Origin of the sequence: Aeribacillus sp. FSL W8-0870 (assembly GCF_037963755.1) — a bacterium.
In the GTDB taxonomy this organism is placed as follows: domain Bacteria; phylum Bacillota; class Bacilli; order Bacillales; family Aeribacillaceae; genus Aeribacillus; species Aeribacillus composti.
Genome location: NZ_CP150165.1, coordinates 2624851 through 2639303 on the forward strand (window position 1 = coordinate 2624851; position 14453 = coordinate 2639303).

The following is a 14453-nucleotide window of genomic DNA, read 5'->3' on the forward strand; positions in this document are numbered from 1 at the left end:
CCCTATTATATAGCAGTTTATGAAATTGAACAACTGCCTTAAAAATGTTTCACAATGATATATATTTCCTCGCTTATGGCATGAGCAATTCCATCTAGAATCGCTTCTAAATTTTTTGCAATCGAATCCATTTCGTTTTGGTTATCACAAATAAAAACAGGTGCACCGCCTTTTATTTTTTTCTCATTTGTCGTAACGACCGCTAAAACCGCTTTCTCTAAAACCATCGTTTTTTCTCACCTTTCCTATTTGCCTTCGACTCCGTCGGCATGCGAATGGCATTTTCAAGCGTTGGCACGTTGCTGATCACTCGAATGGCGATATCCAAATCATGTTTTTGAGGAAGCACAAACACGCCGACTCTTCCATCCTCAAGATCTCGTTTTGCCAATGGGACTAAAGATGGTTCACCCGCATCGCGGTTTACGCCCAGCGCAGTTGAGACATCATGGAGAATCGCCTGACGTTGTCCGATGTTGGCAATCGTTGTTCTCGCATCAAATGATTTTGGTGTCAAAATAAACCCCATGCCATATTTTAAAACTAGTTCACGTTTTTCCGGGATGCCGATATTCATAATATAAATGTCATCGACATACAAGCCTGCACCGTCAAAATGCGGCTTTACATATTGAATGTCAACAATATCTTTCAATGTGCCTCCAGACATTAACACTTTAGAAATGATAAAGCAAACGACCGTCATCACAAGAGCCATCCAAAAGCCAAAGATTAAATAAGCAAGCGTAACAAATAAAGATGTGAAAATCACTAAATAATTTCTGCTTTCAAAGGCGATTGCAATTCCTTCAATATATGTACTTCCCCGAGGAACAAGCTCATATTGATCGAGCTCTGACAGTGTATTTCTTTCCATGTTGCGGACTTCGCGAAACTGCGATGCAGCCAACGTTAAAAAAGTAATGGCAGTAAACTCCTTTTCCATTATGGCCGGAACAGCAATCGTGCCGAGTCCCGCCGCTATAAATCCAAGTGCGATATGAATAATTTTTCCGTGCAAATATGTTGGATATTGGCGATAATCGGTTTTTAGCATAAAAAGACGGGCTAACACACCTACGAAGACACCATAAAAAATAGGAAGCGTGTATTCATTCATGACCCTTGCCTCTCCCTTGCATGTTTTTTGAATATATGTTCTAAAGAAGCAGCGAATGTTTTGAATGACGCCCATATGAGCAATGAAAAGATTCCGATTGACAGCATATCAAGAAAAGGAAAGTCGCCTATTACAATCGGCCGATAATAAGAATAAACTGCAGACGAAAAAAGAGCTTCTCCGTAACAAGATCCCAATATAAAAAATGCCATTCCTTCAAAAAAATCTTTGCTCAGCATATTGGATAAAATGACTCCTAATATAGATAAATACATCTGAACGTCAAGTAAAAACCAGACAGGATCAAATAAATAAAACAGCTTGACTCCTGCATAGGCAACCGTAATGATCAAAACGGAAAATAATGAATAAAATAAACGCTTAGTTCTATACAAGATGAAAAAACTAAGCAAAGCAAATAAGATATACGAAAAACCAACATGTATTTGTGTAAAGTGTATAAACGTTGCACTTCCTAAAATATTTAACAATATAAAAAAGGAGAGCCAAAAACGAGCATCCGTTTTTGGAAGCCAAAATGTTACAATTACCCAAATTATCCACATGAACCAATAATAATATATTCCTTCCATCTCCAACCTCCTACTATTTCCATTATGTGAAAAATTTATGGATGCTAACCGTACAAATTTTAAAATCAAAGCTAAAAGCGTATAAAAAGCAGTTAAAAGGCTGTGGGAGAATTGATTGCTGATGGATTGCTGTGAGAGGAAAATGTAAACATTTCACTGCCCGTCAAGAAAGGAATTTTCGCTATTTTTTTAGAACTCATAAGCCGATCTGTTTAATGGCAGAATGTCCGTATAATTTCTTTTCATAAAAAAAGGCTTCTAAATCATTATTTGTTTTTTAGGAGGGAGTTTTTCTGCAAAAAAATTGTGGGCTAATGAATTCAGGCTGGATGTATCACTTGTTTATCTGCACAAGTTTTGATTTTTAATGGAGATACGAACGCAAAACGGACGTATCGCTTGCTTATTAAAAGCAGCGAAGAATTTTGTTCGCACATATAATCACGATATAGAGCAGCTTAGCAAAAATAGAACCGATACTGCAGAACTCAAAATACAGCTTATTGAAGTGATATGGAAGCTATATACTAGGCGAGGCTTCGAACAATAACAGCTTATTACAGCGAGGATGGATCGTATCATTCTCAAGGATTTATGAAAAGAACAGCAGTGGAGAAGATGATAAAACAGCTCGTTATATGCTGGGCGGTGCTTATGGAGTCTTTATGGAGAACGCTCAAATGCGAAACGTAGATTTCGTTTGAGGACTGGCAATCGATACAAATTACCCTCATAAAACGACTAAACGGCCTCAGCCCTATGGAATATAGAGATAAAGCCGCTTAGATCATTTTTTATTCCGCCGTCACCTTGACAAGGGGCAGCTCGTGATAATCGCCTTTGTCTTTATTTTAATTTATTTAATTGCTCTCCGATCATTTCGCTTAGTTGAAATCCTGTCGATTCCTCTTTCGGACGATATTTGCGAAAATCTTCTTCACTACCGGATCCATCATCTTCCAATTCCTTTATGCTTAAGGAAATCCGTTTCTCTTCTTCGTTTACATCAAGCACTTTTACTTTTACCTTTTGTCCTTCTTCTAATACTTCTTGAGGAGTGCCTATATGTTTTTTAGAAATTTGCGATATATGGACAAGACCTTCTACTCCAGGTAAAACTTCTACAAAAGCTCCGAATGAGACGAGGCGTTGTACAGTTCCTTCGACAACATCACCGGATTTGATTTTTTCAGAAATGTTTTCCCATGGACCAGGCAATGTTTCTTTAATCGATAGTGAAACCCGTCCATTATCCCGATCGACAGACAAAACTTTCACTTTTACCTTTTCGCCTTCTTGAAGCACATCTGACGGTTTATCTACATGAGCATGAGAGATCTGAGAAATATGTACAAGACCGTCAATCCCGCCGATGTCAACAAAGGCTCCGAAATCGGCTAAACGTTGGACTGTTCCTTCCAATACATCACCAGGCTGAATCGACTGAAGCACTTGCTGTTTTTTCTCTTCCTGCTCCTTTTCCACTACAGCACGATGAGACAAAATCACTCGATTTTTTTCACGGTTTAGCTCCACAACCATCAATGTCAATGTTTTTCCTTTATAATCTGAAAAATCCTCAACATAGTGAGGTTCAACCAATGAAGCAGGAATAAATCCGCGGACGCCCAGGTCTACCACTAAACCGCCTTTTACGACATCCTTCACTTCTGCCTCAAATACTTCTTTATTTTCAAATTTTCTCTCTAATTCCACCCAAGCTTTATCCGCAGCCACTTTGCTTTTCGATAAAATGACGGCTTCTTCCTCAACTTTAATGACCGCTAGTTCAAGCTTGTCATTTTCCTTTACAACATCTGAAGCTTTTTCAATATGCAAACTAGACAGTTCACTAATCGGAATGATGCCCATTTGTTTGCAATTTTTAATATCAACAATCACCTGCTTATCTTCCACTTTTGTTACAGTTCCCTCTACAACGTCTCCCACTTCAGGCACAAAAACTTCACCTTGATTGATGTCCTCTACCATACCATTTACCTCCTTGGTCAAGCCATAGCAACTCAACAAAATATGTACCATTCTATTTAGTATGTCACAAGCTACTCTAAATAGAATGAAAAATACCTCTTTTCTATAAGTTCTAACAAAAAATTCCGTTTGTCAAGTTAAATCCATTGATTACCTATATTTTTCGAGCAAATTTCTAATTTCTGTCATGATTTTATCGGTCGCTTCTTCAGCTGAAATTTTTTTGTTTCGATAAGATGTAAAATCAATGGCTGGGCCGAAAATGACTTTCGTTTTCCGAAACGGTTTGTAAGAACTGACGACGGCGCATGGCAAGACGACACAATCTGATCTTAAGGCAAAAAAACCTGCACCAGCCAAACCTTTTCCGAGTTCACCTGTTTTGCTTCTCGTTCCTTCCGGAAAAATGGCTAAAACTTCTCTTTCTTTTAATATTTTCAAGCCTGTTCTTAACGCCTCTCGATCGGAAAAGCCCCTTTTCACCGGAAACGCCCCCAATGCCCGGACGATCAGGCTGAAAACCGGAATTTTAAACAGCTCCTCTTTTGCCATAAAACGGAGCTGCCTTGGTGAAACGATACCAATCGTCGGAGGGTCCAAATTATTAATATGATTGGAACAAAGCAGCACGGCACCATCCACTGGAAAATGTTCCTTTCCGATCACTTCGACCCGAAAGAGCGGTTTAATAAAGCAGTAAACAATTGCCTTTGCAAATTGATAAAATTTACCCATTTCTTACAGCCTTTCTTTTACCAATTCTTTAATTAATTCCGCCACCTCTTCAATCGTCAATGAAGTTGTATCGATTTCGACGGCATCCGGCGCTTTTTTTAATGGGGCAGTTGCCCTCGTGGAATCAAGCTTATCTCTTTCTTCAATTTCTTTCTTTAATTGTGTTAAATCGGATGTAAAACCTTTTCTTAAATTTTCCTCATACCTTCTTTTTGCTCTTTCCTCTACAGAAGCTTTTAAAAATATTTTCAACTCCGCATTCGGCAGCACATGAGTGCCGATATCCCTGCCATCCATGACAACGCCGCCGTTTCCTGCAAGCTGTTTTTGCCTTTTCACCATTTCCTCCCGCACATTAGGATGTTTGGAAACAGTGGAAACATGCTTTGTTACTTCATTGGAACGGATAATCGCCGTTACGTCTTCACCGTTTACTAGCACTTGCTGACCTTCTTTTATCGGCTTCAGTTCAATCGTCATTTCATTCAAAAGCTTGGTTAGCGCTTTTTCATCCTCCAAAGAAATGCCATTCTGTAAAGCTTTCAAAGTGAGAGCTCTGTACATCGCACCCGTATCAATGTATGTATAGCCTAAATCTTTTGCGATTTTTTTGGCAACTGTGCTTTTCCCGGCAGCTGCCGGACCGTCGATTGCAATGGAAATTTTTTTACTCATAATACCTCCTAGCTAGTTTCAAAAAATATGTATCTATTTTTTTGGAATACAGAAAGAAAAGCAGGGGTTTCCTGCTCTTTTAGCGGCTGATAGTTTCCACCCATTCGGAGATGGACATGTTTCCAACACCTTCATATTGCACGGCTTTTGATAAATATGGCTTCAATTCAGAATGGCGCAAAAAAAGCTGAGCGGCAATTAACATAATGAATTGTATAATGATCAATTTGATCAATATTTGTTCAAAGCGCTTCACAAAAAACATCCTTTTGCCATTTTTTATAAATAGTATGGACAGCCTTGCCGGTATTATTCATTCAAAATTCCTTTCTTTTTCATTTGCAGCTGCTGTTCAAAGCAAAAGCGAATCAATTTTTGCTGTGTCTTTTCATCAATATTGATAAATGCTATGGAAGCGAGCTTATGATGTTCCGCTTCCACAACTCTGAGCGCCTTCCCTGTTACCTTATAATATTCAATCGTTCCGTCCATAAACGTGAGCACCATATAAATATGTATATTTTCATTTAGCGGTACGTCCACACCGTTTGGAATAATGATTGAAATGCCGCCAGCACTTATGTCGTTTGTAACTGTTGTAAATGGGGCGAATTCCTGATTAATGGCGTGTATGGCTACATCAACGGCTGTCTCGATTCTGACAAATTGCCGCCTTTGGATCTCCTCCATATACTCAGGTGCCTGAAGCATGATCATCGGGAGGTTATCTTTTTTCTTGCCAAGAACTTTAGTACGAAATTTATACGGTTTTTTTTCGCTGTTCACAAATGTTGCAACGAGCTCGGTGCCGTCTGTTAAGAAAACAGTTTTTCCTGTCTTGCTATTTATAGGAAAATCAATATAAAGAATGTTTTCTTCTTGGTCCACAAGTTTGCATTTTAGTATTTGATCTTGGCCAGAAAGTTCCAATGTGATCATCGTACCAATTTTTATCAACGTTACCACTCTTTCAATGTAATAAGCGCTCTACATTTATTAAAGCATGAAATGAAAAAAAGGGAAAGCCTAAAAATCGACTCCCCTTTTTGTGATTAAATTTCTCTGAATAACGGTTCAGCACTTTGCAATTTTTCCACTTTTTCTTCCGTTCCGTCCATTGCGTTGATGAAAATGCGGTACGTGTCTTGGTCAATCGTTCCTAAAAATTCATAGCACAGCACTTCTTCGCCGGCATCATTTGTCACAACAGCTAATCGATCCTCCTGAATTTCAACGTTAGAATGGACTGATTTTTTCGCTTCTTCTTTTGTAATAGCAGGTTTCGGCAAATTTCTTTTTTTGTGCGCTGCTAAATAATCACGTCCAGAATAACCTATAATTTCTCCGTTGTCCAACGCTACCTTTAAACGAACTGCATCAGGATATAGACGTACACCTTTGTAATTAGAAACAAATGTGAAAACACCAATGTTGTCATATTGTGCACTCTCATAAAGCTCTAAATCCTTAAATTTTAGCTTTTTCAAAAATTCCGTTGCTCGGTTGGATGCTTCATTTAAGCTGATTTTTTGTTGTTTAATATCTCTGTTGTGCAATAAATAAATTAAATGACCGCCTTTTTTCGTGATATCCATATAAACATCATGTTTATTTCCTTTATCATGCATAGTAATGCTGTAAAACTGAATATTTGATCCTTTACCATTTGTTGTTACATCTACTCGTTCTACATTTTTAGGGGCAAATCGTTTTGCGATTTGTTTTGCTTCTTGCTCTGATATTTCCTTTCCAGTTAATTGTTCAAATCCTTTTTTAGGCTTTTGCAGCGCTGTTGCCGTTGGACCGAAATTAGTTTCGGAATAGCCTTCAACATTTTTTTCTACCGTTTTAAATCCATCAATGATCGTATTGTCCATTTGTTTTTGCCCTGATGCTAGTGCGAGTTCAACATCCATCCAGCGCAGATTGTTTTTTAAGATTAAATGCTGGACGTTTCTCAATTCGTCTTGTATGTCTTTTGCATTTTTATACAATTTTTTTAACGTTTCATATTCTTGATCCGTTAACGGATCTTTGTTTAAATCTCTCACTGCTGTTTGATAACTAAATTTACCAATATTTGATAAGAATTCCTCTGTTTTATTGAAAGGTAAAAGAGTTAACGGAAGCTGGCCGACATCATTGTGCGCTTCCGATGTAATTCTCCAAACTTCCGCCAGCGCCGGTGACAATGATTTTCTTGAATTCATGGCGAGTGTCTCGCCAATTTTGTCATGAAGCTGATCCACTTGATAGGTTAGATCGTGAAAAGCCCGCTGGTAATTGTTTTCTGCATGAATTAATACGGCGTTTTTTTCCTGATGCTCTTTATATCCCCAGTAGCCTGTTCCGATTAAGGCCACTGTAAGCAGCCCGATTAATAATCCTCGAAGCATATTGAATCACCTCACTATTCACAGAATATGTGTTTTCCGATTTTCTTGATTTGCGGCCGCGTCCATATCCATGGGCTTGTTGCTGTATCAGGATTGAAATAATAGAGAGCTTCTTCTGTCGGATCCCACCCGTTAATGGCGTCCATCACCGCTTTTCTCGCTGTTTCATTTGGTGTCAAATATATTTGTCCATCGCTGACAGCTGTAAAAGCACCCGGTTCAAAAATAACACCAGCAACCGTATTTGGAAATGTCGGGCTGTTCAGTCGGTTTAAAATAACTGCCGCAATTGCTACTTGACCAATATAAGGCTCGCCGCGGGCTTCTCCGTAAACGGCATTGGCTAAAAGATTTAAGTCATTTTGTGAAAAGCCTCCAGGCATATTCACCGCCATCGGCTGTACCGATTTCCCTGTTTGTTGTTTATTTTGGGCTGCTTGCTGTTTAGGAGCAGCCTGCTTTTGCCCTTGTCCAGCCTGACCAGCTTGTTGTTTTTTTGGCGGTACATTTTTTGCGAGATTTTTTTCGGTTTGCTTCCGCCATTTTGCGCGCAGCTCCTCAGAAGGCGCTGTTTGGATTTTTAGCGGCACTCCGCCATAATGGGTAAAGTCTCTGCCTTTTCGAATTTGTTCGTGGACAAAAGACTTATAATATTTTGTCGTATTGATAAGCTTTTGTTTTGTTTCAGGACCAACTAAACCATCTACTTCTTTAAGTCCGAAATTATTTTGAAATTTTCTAACTGCCCAATAAGTATTCCATCCATATACCCCATCAATTTTCCCATGATAATATCCGTTATATTGAAGTCTTGCCTGCAGTTCAATGACATCATCACCTGTCGCACCTCTCTGAATCACTTGTTCGCTAAAAGCATGAACATGCAGCTGATTGTTAGAAAGAATAAGAAAAACGATTAAAACAAAAGCGTTTGCGAGCAGATATTTCATGTTTTTTCCCATCATCATGCCTCCTCACTTTATATCGTTACATGTATTTTCTGTAGTAGATGTCATTTTATACAACAAAAAAACCGGCTCATGCCGGTTCAAAAATTTTTTTATCCTGATATTGTTTCGATATTTTGCTTGTATACCATGCGCGCTTTTTTTGCTTTATGAAGCCCAAACCACCATAAAAACACCATAAACGGAGTGACCCAAAACTTCCAGTCTTCATTGGAAAGCAAGATATAATTGTACGTTCCGTGCAAAAGAAACGGAATAACTAGAGAATAAAAGAGCCATCTTTTTTTAAGCCTATCATTCGAAAATTTGCTTTTTCCTAAATAATACCCCATGATGACACCGAACAATGCATGGCTTGGGACTGGAAAAATTGCGCGCCCGAATGCAAACTCCACACCGTTCGCAATTAAATATAAAATATTTTCCAATGTCGCAAAGCCGAGAGAGATGGACACACCATAAACGATTCCATCGTAATGTTCATCAAAATGAAAATGGGAGTAAATTGTAAAATAAAAAATAAACCATTTAAAAAACTCTTCCAATAAACTCGAAGCAAAGAAAGCTTGTAAAAAAGAAGAGGGAAATACATTTTCTGTTTCCAGAACGTATTCAATAAACATAATTGGAAAAACAAGCAGCGCACCGAAAATAAACGTCCGAACAACCATGTAAAGGGGTTCCATTTCATATTGATCCTTCAAATAAAAATATGAAAGTATTGCCAGCCCTGGTGCAATGCCTGCTGTAATAATCGCAATCATAATGACAGCCTCTTTTCTTCTAGTATCTCCTTATTTATGTATAGATTTATTAGAATGTTCCTTTTAAAATAAAACAAAATAAAAGAATGAGAAATGATGATTCATGTAGAGCAGCAGTAAGTTGTTAAAAACATCCTTTTGATAAAATGGTAACATGTATATGACAAAATGAAAATCAAAAATAAGCATGAAAAAATGAAACTTTAATGAAAGGGATAAAAAGATGAAGAAAGTATTGATTTTACATACAGGCGGTACAATTTCAATGCTGGAAGATGAGCAAAGCGGTGCAGTGAGACCAGAAGGGTCCAATCCTCTAACAAATTTTTCATTGAATGCAAACAATGTACAAACAATCGTAAAAGAGCTTTTTAACTTGCCTTCCCCGCATATAACTCCTAAGGAAATGCTGGAAATTAAAAAAGAAATCGAACATCATGCCAAAAATGGAAGCATCGACGGTGTCGTCGTCACTCATGGAACGGATACTTTAGAAGAAACAGCTTATTTTTTAGATTTGACTCTTGACCTTCCCATCCCGGTTGTTGTAACAGGTGCGATGAGGTCAAATAATGAACTCGGATCAGACGGATTATATAATTTATTGATGTCCATAAAAGTTGCTGCTTCCGACGAAGCGAAAAACCTTGGTGTGTTAGTTGTCATGAATGACGAGATTCATACAGCAAAAAACGTCACAAAAACGCATACAAGCAATATCGCTACATTCCAAAGTCCGCAATACGGACCGATCGGTATTGTGAACAAAAAAATTCTGGCATTTCATCACTATCCGTTAAGAAAAGAAACATATAGTATAACGAAAATCACTAAACATGTGCTCCTTTTAAAGGCGTATGCAGGCATGGATGAAAAAATAATGGAAGCAGTTGAAGGACTGAATCCGGATGGAATCGTCATTGAAGCTTTAGGGCAAGGAAATTTGCCGCCGGCTTTAGTCCCCGGCATGAAACGGCTTATTGAGAAGAAAGTGCCGATCGTCATTGTCTCACGATGTTTTAACGGCATTGTGCAGGATGTCTATGATTATCAGGGCGGAGGAAAACATTTAAAACAGCTTGGCGTTATATTTTCGAACGGATTAAACGGGCAAAAAGCTAGAATAAAGCTTTTAGTGGCTTTAGAAAAAACGAGCGATTTAACTGAAATAGAAGAAATGTTTTCGAAATAATAAGCTGTTGTGATGATCAACACAAATTTTACTAAAAAATGTTACAAGTAAAGGGGGTGTCTAATAAGCCGTTTTACGGCTTATTGACGGCCCCATTAATGTGTTAGAAACGTTGATATATCGGTGTTTATAATTTTTTGTTTTCAATGGCGATTTGATTTCTGGACGGCCCCACAACTTATGAAAGCAACAAAATCAAGTAGAGAAAAACGGATTGTTTTTCTCTACTTGATTATTTTCGGGATATCCCTATTTTTACACTCTTTTGATAATTTCTTCTGCGATCAATTCCCCGTGAAATCTGCCGTTTTCGATAAAAATTTCATTCGCATCATTTCCAGCTGCGATGACACCGGCTATAAAAATCCCGTTTACATTCGTTTCCATTGTATCGGGATTGTAGTAAGGTCTGCCTGTCTGCTCATCAATAAGTACACCCATTTTTTTCAAAAAGTTATGATCTGGATGGTAGCCAGTCATGGCAAAGACAAAATCACAAGGAATAGTTTTTTCTTCTATTCCGTTCACAATATAACTAATAGAGTCATTTTTAATTTCTTTTACATCTGCCCGAAATTCCATTTTTATATAGCCTTTTTTGATAAGAGAATCAAATTCCGGCAATATCCAAGGCTTAATGCTTGAAGAATACCCGCTTCCTCGGTACAATACAGTTACTCTAGCCCCGGCTTTATAAAGCTCAAGCGCGGCATCAACACTTGAGTTTTTCCCGCCGATCACAACGACATCTTTATCAAAATATGGATGAGCTTCTTTAAAATAATGGAAAACGTGGGGCAGATTTTCGCCTGGAACATTCATGTAATTTGGATTATCATAATAACCTGTAGCAATCACAACAAATGACGCACGATATTTTCCTTTTTCCGTCGTTACCATGAACGTTCCGTCCTGCTGCTTTTCTACCTTCTCTACTTTTTCATATGTATGAATGCGCAAATTTTTTCGCTTCACAACTTCCCGGTAGTAAGCAAGCGCTTGATTGCGGACAGGCTTTCGGTTTTCTGTGATAAATGGGACTCCGCCAATTTCAAGCCTGTCTGCTGTGCTGAAAAAGGTTTGATGTGTTGGAAAGCGATAAATGGAATCAACAATATTTCCTTTTTCAATAACTAAAGGATTTATTCCTTTTTCCTTCAATTCGATCGCAGCCGATAGTCCACATGGACCTCCGCCGACAATGATCACTTTTTCTTCTTGCATCATGATCACTCCTATAGCATTAAGCGGCTGGTGACAAAAGAAAAATTTCCCCTACATTATCATAGGGGAAACTGCAAAACGATGCAAATATTATACCCATCCGCGATATCTGCATGCTTCTGCCATTTTTCTTACGCCTACCATATATGCAGCAAGCCGCATATCTACTCTTCTGTTTTGCGCCGTTTCATATACAGTGTTAAATGCTTTCACCATCATTTTTTCCAATTTTTCTTCCACTTCTTCTTCAGACCAATAGTAGCCCTGATTATTTTGAACCCATTCGAAATAAGAAACCGTTACTCCTCCCGCGCTTGCCAATACGTCAGGCACGAGTAAAATTCCCCGGTCCGTTAAGATTTGAGTGGCTTCAACAGTTGTCGGACCGTTGGCTGCTTCTACGACAATTTGAGCCCGAATATTATGGGCATTTTCTTCTGTAATTTGGTTTTCAATCGCCGCAGGAACTAAAATTTCGCAATCAAGTTCTAACAATTCTTTATTAGTGATCGTATCATTAAACAATTTCGTAACAGTTCCGAAGCTGTCGCGCCGGTCTAATAAATAATCGATGTCTAGTCCGTCTGGATCGTACAGACCGCCGTATGCATCGGAAATACCTACAACTTTTGCTCCGGCATCATGCATAAATTTTGCTAAATAACCGCCTGCATTTCCAAATCCTTGGACAACGACCCTAGCCCCTTGTAAAGAAATTCCACGCTTCTTCGCTGCTTCGCGAATGCAAATGGTCACGCCTTTTGCCGTTGCCGATTCACGGCCATGTGAACCGCCGAGAACGAGAGGCTTGCCGGTAATAAATCCTGGCGAATTAAATTCATCAATCCGGCTGTATTCATCCATCATCCAAGCCATGATTTGCGAGTTCGTAAATACATCAGGTGCAGGTATATCTTTTGTAGGGCCCACAATTTGACTAATTGCCCGAACGTATCCTCTGCTTAATCTTTCTAATTCCCTGAACGACATATCTCTTGGATCACAAACAATTCCACCTTTTCCACCACCGTAAGGCAAATCAATAATTCCGCATTTTAGACTCATCCAAATTGAAAGCGCTTTTACCTCGTTTTCAGTTACATTTGGATGGAAGCGAACGCCTCCTTTTGTAGGTCCTACAGAATCATTATGCTGCGCCCGGTAGCCAGTAAATATTTTAACAGAACCGTCATCCATGCGAACAGGTATTTTCACTGTCAGCATGCGAATCGGCTCTTTTAATAATTCATACACCTCTTCTGGATAACCTAGTTTTCCTAACGCTTTATGTATTACCTTTTGCGTAGCTTTTAGCACATCATGCTTGTCATTGCCTTCGGCTACCATAATAAGTAAACCTCCTATATGTTCTTTAATAATGAAAAGGAAAAGTCCACCTTTCATGACTTAGTATACACCTTCTATAAATTAATTCAATCATTAATTCATAGAAAATAAAGGGATACTGAATTTCTTGTTAAAAAAAGAAAGCGGCAAACCGCTTTGTTTTTTATCAAATAAAATACTAAATCTACGCAAAAAAAGCTGATAAAACATCGCTGAAAGGCGATGTTTTGTCAGCCTCAGGAAAAATAGTCATTCAAAAGACGAACAGCGTGATCCTTTATCAATAATTTTCCATATTCATGCAGTCTATGAGTTGTCATATGTGTCGGCGTTCCATATTCCGCTAAAATTGCAACAAGATGCTCCGTTTCAATCTTAGAGATGTCATCAAACAGCAGGTAGTATCGTCCCTGATATGAATATAGCGCGCCTTCTGTTATTTCGAAACGTTGAAGAACTTTTGCAAGATCGAGGACATCTTCGAAATTCAAAAACTCATACAATATATCTTGATGTTCATCCACTTTTACTTGCATTTCAATATAATCATCTAAAAATTCATCTTCAAGTTCTTCATCATTATTTTTGGAAACAATGATCACCATTCCCTGTGCTTTTAGTGAATAAACCTCGACCGCAATCGAACCGTTTGCATGAAAATCGAGTTCTTCACTTGCCTCATTGATCATTTCCCGGAAAAGCTGATGAACTTTTAAAGAGTTGTTCCATAGATCTTCTTTTGTTAAGCCGCGATCCGACAAATCATCTAGAGTCAGGAAAATTTTAATTTTATTATGATTAAGACGCTCGAGCCGCATCTTCTTCCCTCCTGCCGTCAATACATCATACGATATTGTATGTTGATTCTAAAAGATGGTTCTTTAGTTAGTAAACAGTTTACAATTACGAGGGGGTGAAGACAAGCATTTTTACTCACAAATCACATTTTTATTTCGTTTTATAATAGAGATTAATATCGAATTCTTTTTTCATAACAGAAAAAACCTTGTCGCGATTCATCCACTCTTCTTCGCTTTTCCAAAAATCAGTGCTTTTATCAATAATTTCCCATCTAAGCTCATGATATTCTTTTTCCGCTTTTTCTTCTTTCTTTTTAAAATAAACGGCTGTTGAATAGCTGAATGCAATCAGCAAAACGGCGAATAAGTGTGATGATTGAAAAAAATAGAATAAAACAAACAAAAGATCTGTTTCCAATCGTTGATATACGTTGAAATAAATAAACACTATAAAAACAATCACTTCCACAAATGTAATTATTTGCCAAACCAAACATTTCTGTTTATATGTTTCGAATTCTCTTTTACGCTCAATGAGCCCTTGCAGCATATGCTTGGTAGGTTGATCTGTATAGGGCAGATCTTTAATTTGCCTTTCCATTCGTTTAAAATCCCCCAAAGTTTTTTGTACAAGTTATGCATGATCT

The 14453-nt window shown here is 38.2% G+C and carries 16 protein-coding genes; 1 reads left to right on the forward strand and 15 read right to left on the reverse strand.

Translation table 11 applies throughout. The features are described 5' to 3' along the window. Nucleotides 1-38 precede the first annotated feature (38 nt). From NSU02_RS12730 to prsW, 11 genes are all read right to left on the reverse strand, one after another. The gene (locus NSU02_RS12730) at nt 39-227 is read right to left on the reverse strand and encodes a hypothetical protein (RefSeq protein ID WP_327856234.1); all 189 of its coding nucleotides are present in this window, start codon (nt 225-227) and stop codon (nt 39-41) included. After that, the gene (locus NSU02_RS12735; RefSeq protein ID WP_063388600.1) at nt 218-1120 is read right to left on the reverse strand and encodes a YIEGIA family protein; all 903 of its coding nucleotides are present in this window, start codon (nt 1118-1120) and stop codon (nt 218-220) included. The genes NSU02_RS12730 and NSU02_RS12735 overlap by 10 nt, the downstream gene beginning before the upstream one ends. Then, a complete protein-coding gene (locus tag NSU02_RS12740; protein WP_339193005.1) occupies nt 1117-1713 on the reverse strand; it encodes a hypothetical protein in 597 nt (198 codons plus the stop codon). Before NSU02_RS12740 ends, NSU02_RS12735 begins: the two co-directional genes overlap by 4 nt. Nucleotides 1714-2559: 846 nt before the next feature. Beyond that, nucleotides 2560-3705 carry a 30S ribosomal protein S1 gene (gene rpsA / locus NSU02_RS12745; protein WP_339193006.1) on the reverse strand — a complete coding sequence of 382 codons (1146 nt, stop codon included), beginning with the start codon at nt 3703-3705 and terminating at the stop codon, nt 2560-2562. A 150-nt stretch (nt 3706-3855) separates the two neighbouring features. Next, entirely contained in the window at nt 3856-4440 is a 585-nt protein-coding gene (locus NSU02_RS12750) for a lysophospholipid acyltransferase family protein (RefSeq protein WP_339193007.1), read from the reverse strand. A 3-nt stretch (nt 4441-4443) separates the two neighbouring features. Then, nucleotides 4444-5115, reverse strand: a complete 672-nt coding sequence (gene cmk / locus NSU02_RS12755; protein ID WP_339193008.1) for a (d)CMP kinase — start codon at nt 5113-5115, stop codon at nt 4444-4446. Between the two features lie 79 nt (nt 5116-5194). Beyond that, nucleotides 5195-5380 carry a DUF5359 family protein gene (locus NSU02_RS12760; RefSeq protein WP_232515564.1) on the reverse strand — a complete coding sequence of 62 codons (186 nt, stop codon included), beginning with the start codon at nt 5378-5380 and terminating at the stop codon, nt 5195-5197. A gap of 44 nt (nt 5381-5424) precedes the next feature. Further along, a complete protein-coding gene (locus tag NSU02_RS12765; RefSeq protein ID WP_339193010.1) occupies nt 5425-6072 on the reverse strand; it encodes a flagellar brake domain-containing protein in 648 nt (215 codons plus the stop codon). A gap of 95 nt (nt 6073-6167) precedes the next feature. Continuing rightward, nucleotides 6168-7511, reverse strand: a complete 1344-nt coding sequence (ypeB, locus tag NSU02_RS12770; protein ID WP_066251975.1) for a germination protein YpeB — start codon at nt 7509-7511, stop codon at nt 6168-6170. Between the two features lie 14 nt (nt 7512-7525). Then, a complete protein-coding gene (gene sleB, locus NSU02_RS12775) occupies nt 7526-8479 on the reverse strand; it encodes a spore cortex-lytic enzyme (protein ID WP_094246145.1) in 954 nt (317 codons plus the stop codon). A gap of 92 nt (nt 8480-8571) precedes the next feature. Next, a complete protein-coding gene (gene prsW, locus NSU02_RS12780) occupies nt 8572-9243 on the reverse strand; it encodes a glutamic-type intramembrane protease PrsW (RefSeq protein WP_066251976.1) in 672 nt (223 codons plus the stop codon). A gap of 223 nt (nt 9244-9466) precedes the next feature. Here prsW and NSU02_RS12785 point away from each other — a divergent pair, with 223 nt between their 5' ends. Then, the gene (locus tag NSU02_RS12785; protein WP_339193011.1) at nt 9467-10435 is read left to right on the forward strand and encodes an asparaginase; all 969 of its coding nucleotides are present in this window, start codon (nt 9467-9469) and stop codon (nt 10433-10435) included. 255 nt (nt 10436-10690) lie between these two features. Here the strand turns inward: NSU02_RS12785 and NSU02_RS12790 are convergent, their stop codons facing one another. From NSU02_RS12790 to NSU02_RS12805, 4 genes are all read right to left on the reverse strand, one after another. Next, nucleotides 10691-11659 (reverse strand): YpdA family putative bacillithiol disulfide reductase, encoded by a 969-nt coding sequence (locus NSU02_RS12790; RefSeq protein WP_339195795.1) that lies wholly within the window; start codon nt 11657-11659, stop codon nt 10691-10693. Nucleotides 11660-11749: 90 nt separating this feature from the next. Further along, the gene (locus NSU02_RS12795) at nt 11750-13006 is read right to left on the reverse strand and encodes a Glu/Leu/Phe/Val dehydrogenase (protein WP_063388611.1); all 1257 of its coding nucleotides are present in this window, start codon (nt 13004-13006) and stop codon (nt 11750-11752) included. A gap of 236 nt (nt 13007-13242) precedes the next feature. Further along, on the reverse strand, nt 13243-13824 hold the full coding sequence (locus tag NSU02_RS12800; RefSeq protein ID WP_063388612.1) for a genetic competence negative regulator: 582 nt from the start codon (nt 13822-13824) through the stop codon (nt 13243-13245). Between the two features lie 130 nt (nt 13825-13954). Continuing rightward, nucleotides 13955-14407 carry a DUF2663 family protein gene (locus NSU02_RS12805; protein WP_339193012.1) on the reverse strand — a complete coding sequence of 151 codons (453 nt, stop codon included), beginning with the start codon at nt 14405-14407 and terminating at the stop codon, nt 13955-13957. Between the last annotated feature and the right edge of the window lie 46 nt (nt 14408-14453).

Bases quoted from the DNA above. Each gene is read 5' to 3' on its own strand.
- NSU02_RS12730 (WP_327856234.1), bottom strand. From the start codon at position 227: ATGGTTTTAGAGAAAGCGGTTTTAGCGGTCGTTACGACAAATGAGAAA.
- NSU02_RS12735 (WP_063388600.1), bottom strand. From the start codon at position 1,120: ATGAATGAATACACGCTTCCTATTTTTTATGGTGTCTTCGTAGGTGTG.
- NSU02_RS12740 (WP_339193005.1), bottom strand. From the start codon at position 1,713: ATGGAAGGAATATATTATTATTGGTTCATGTGGATAATTTGGGTAATT.
- rpsA (WP_339193006.1), bottom strand. From the start codon at position 3,705: ATGGTAGAGGACATCAATCAAGGTGAAGTTTTTGTGCCTGAAGTGGGA.
- NSU02_RS12750 (WP_339193007.1), bottom strand. From the start codon at position 4,440: ATGGGTAAATTTTATCAATTTGCAAAGGCAATTGTTTACTGCTTTATT.
- cmk (WP_339193008.1), bottom strand. From the start codon at position 5,115: ATGAGTAAAAAAATTTCCATTGCAATCGACGGTCCGGCAGCTGCCGGG.
- NSU02_RS12760 (WP_232515564.1), bottom strand. From the start codon at position 5,380: ATGTTTTTTGTGAAGCGCTTTGAACAAATATTGATCAAATTGATCATT.
- ypeB (WP_066251975.1), bottom strand. From the start codon at position 7,511: ATGCTTCGAGGATTATTAATCGGGCTGCTTACAGTGGCCTTAATCGGA.
- sleB (WP_094246145.1), bottom strand. From the start codon at position 8,479: ATGATGATGGGAAAAAACATGAAATATCTGCTCGCAAACGCTTTTGTT.
- prsW (WP_066251976.1), bottom strand. From the start codon at position 9,243: ATGATTGCGATTATTACAGCAGGCATTGCACCAGGGCTGGCAATACTT.
- NSU02_RS12785 (WP_339193011.1), top strand. From the start codon at position 9,467: ATGAAGAAAGTATTGATTTTACATACAGGCGGTACAATTTCAATGCTG.
- NSU02_RS12790 (WP_339195795.1), bottom strand. From the start codon at position 11,659: ATGCAAGAAGAAAAAGTGATCATTGTCGGCGGAGGTCCATGTGGACTA.
- NSU02_RS12795 (WP_063388611.1), bottom strand. From the start codon at position 13,006: ATGGTAGCCGAAGGCAATGACAAGCATGATGTGCTAAAAGCTACGCAA.
- NSU02_RS12800 (WP_063388612.1), bottom strand. From the start codon at position 13,824: ATGCGGCTCGAGCGTCTTAATCATAATAAAATTAAAATTTTCCTGACT.
- NSU02_RS12805 (WP_339193012.1), bottom strand. From the start codon at position 14,407: ATGGAAAGGCAAATTAAAGATCTGCCCTATACAGATCAACCTACCAAG.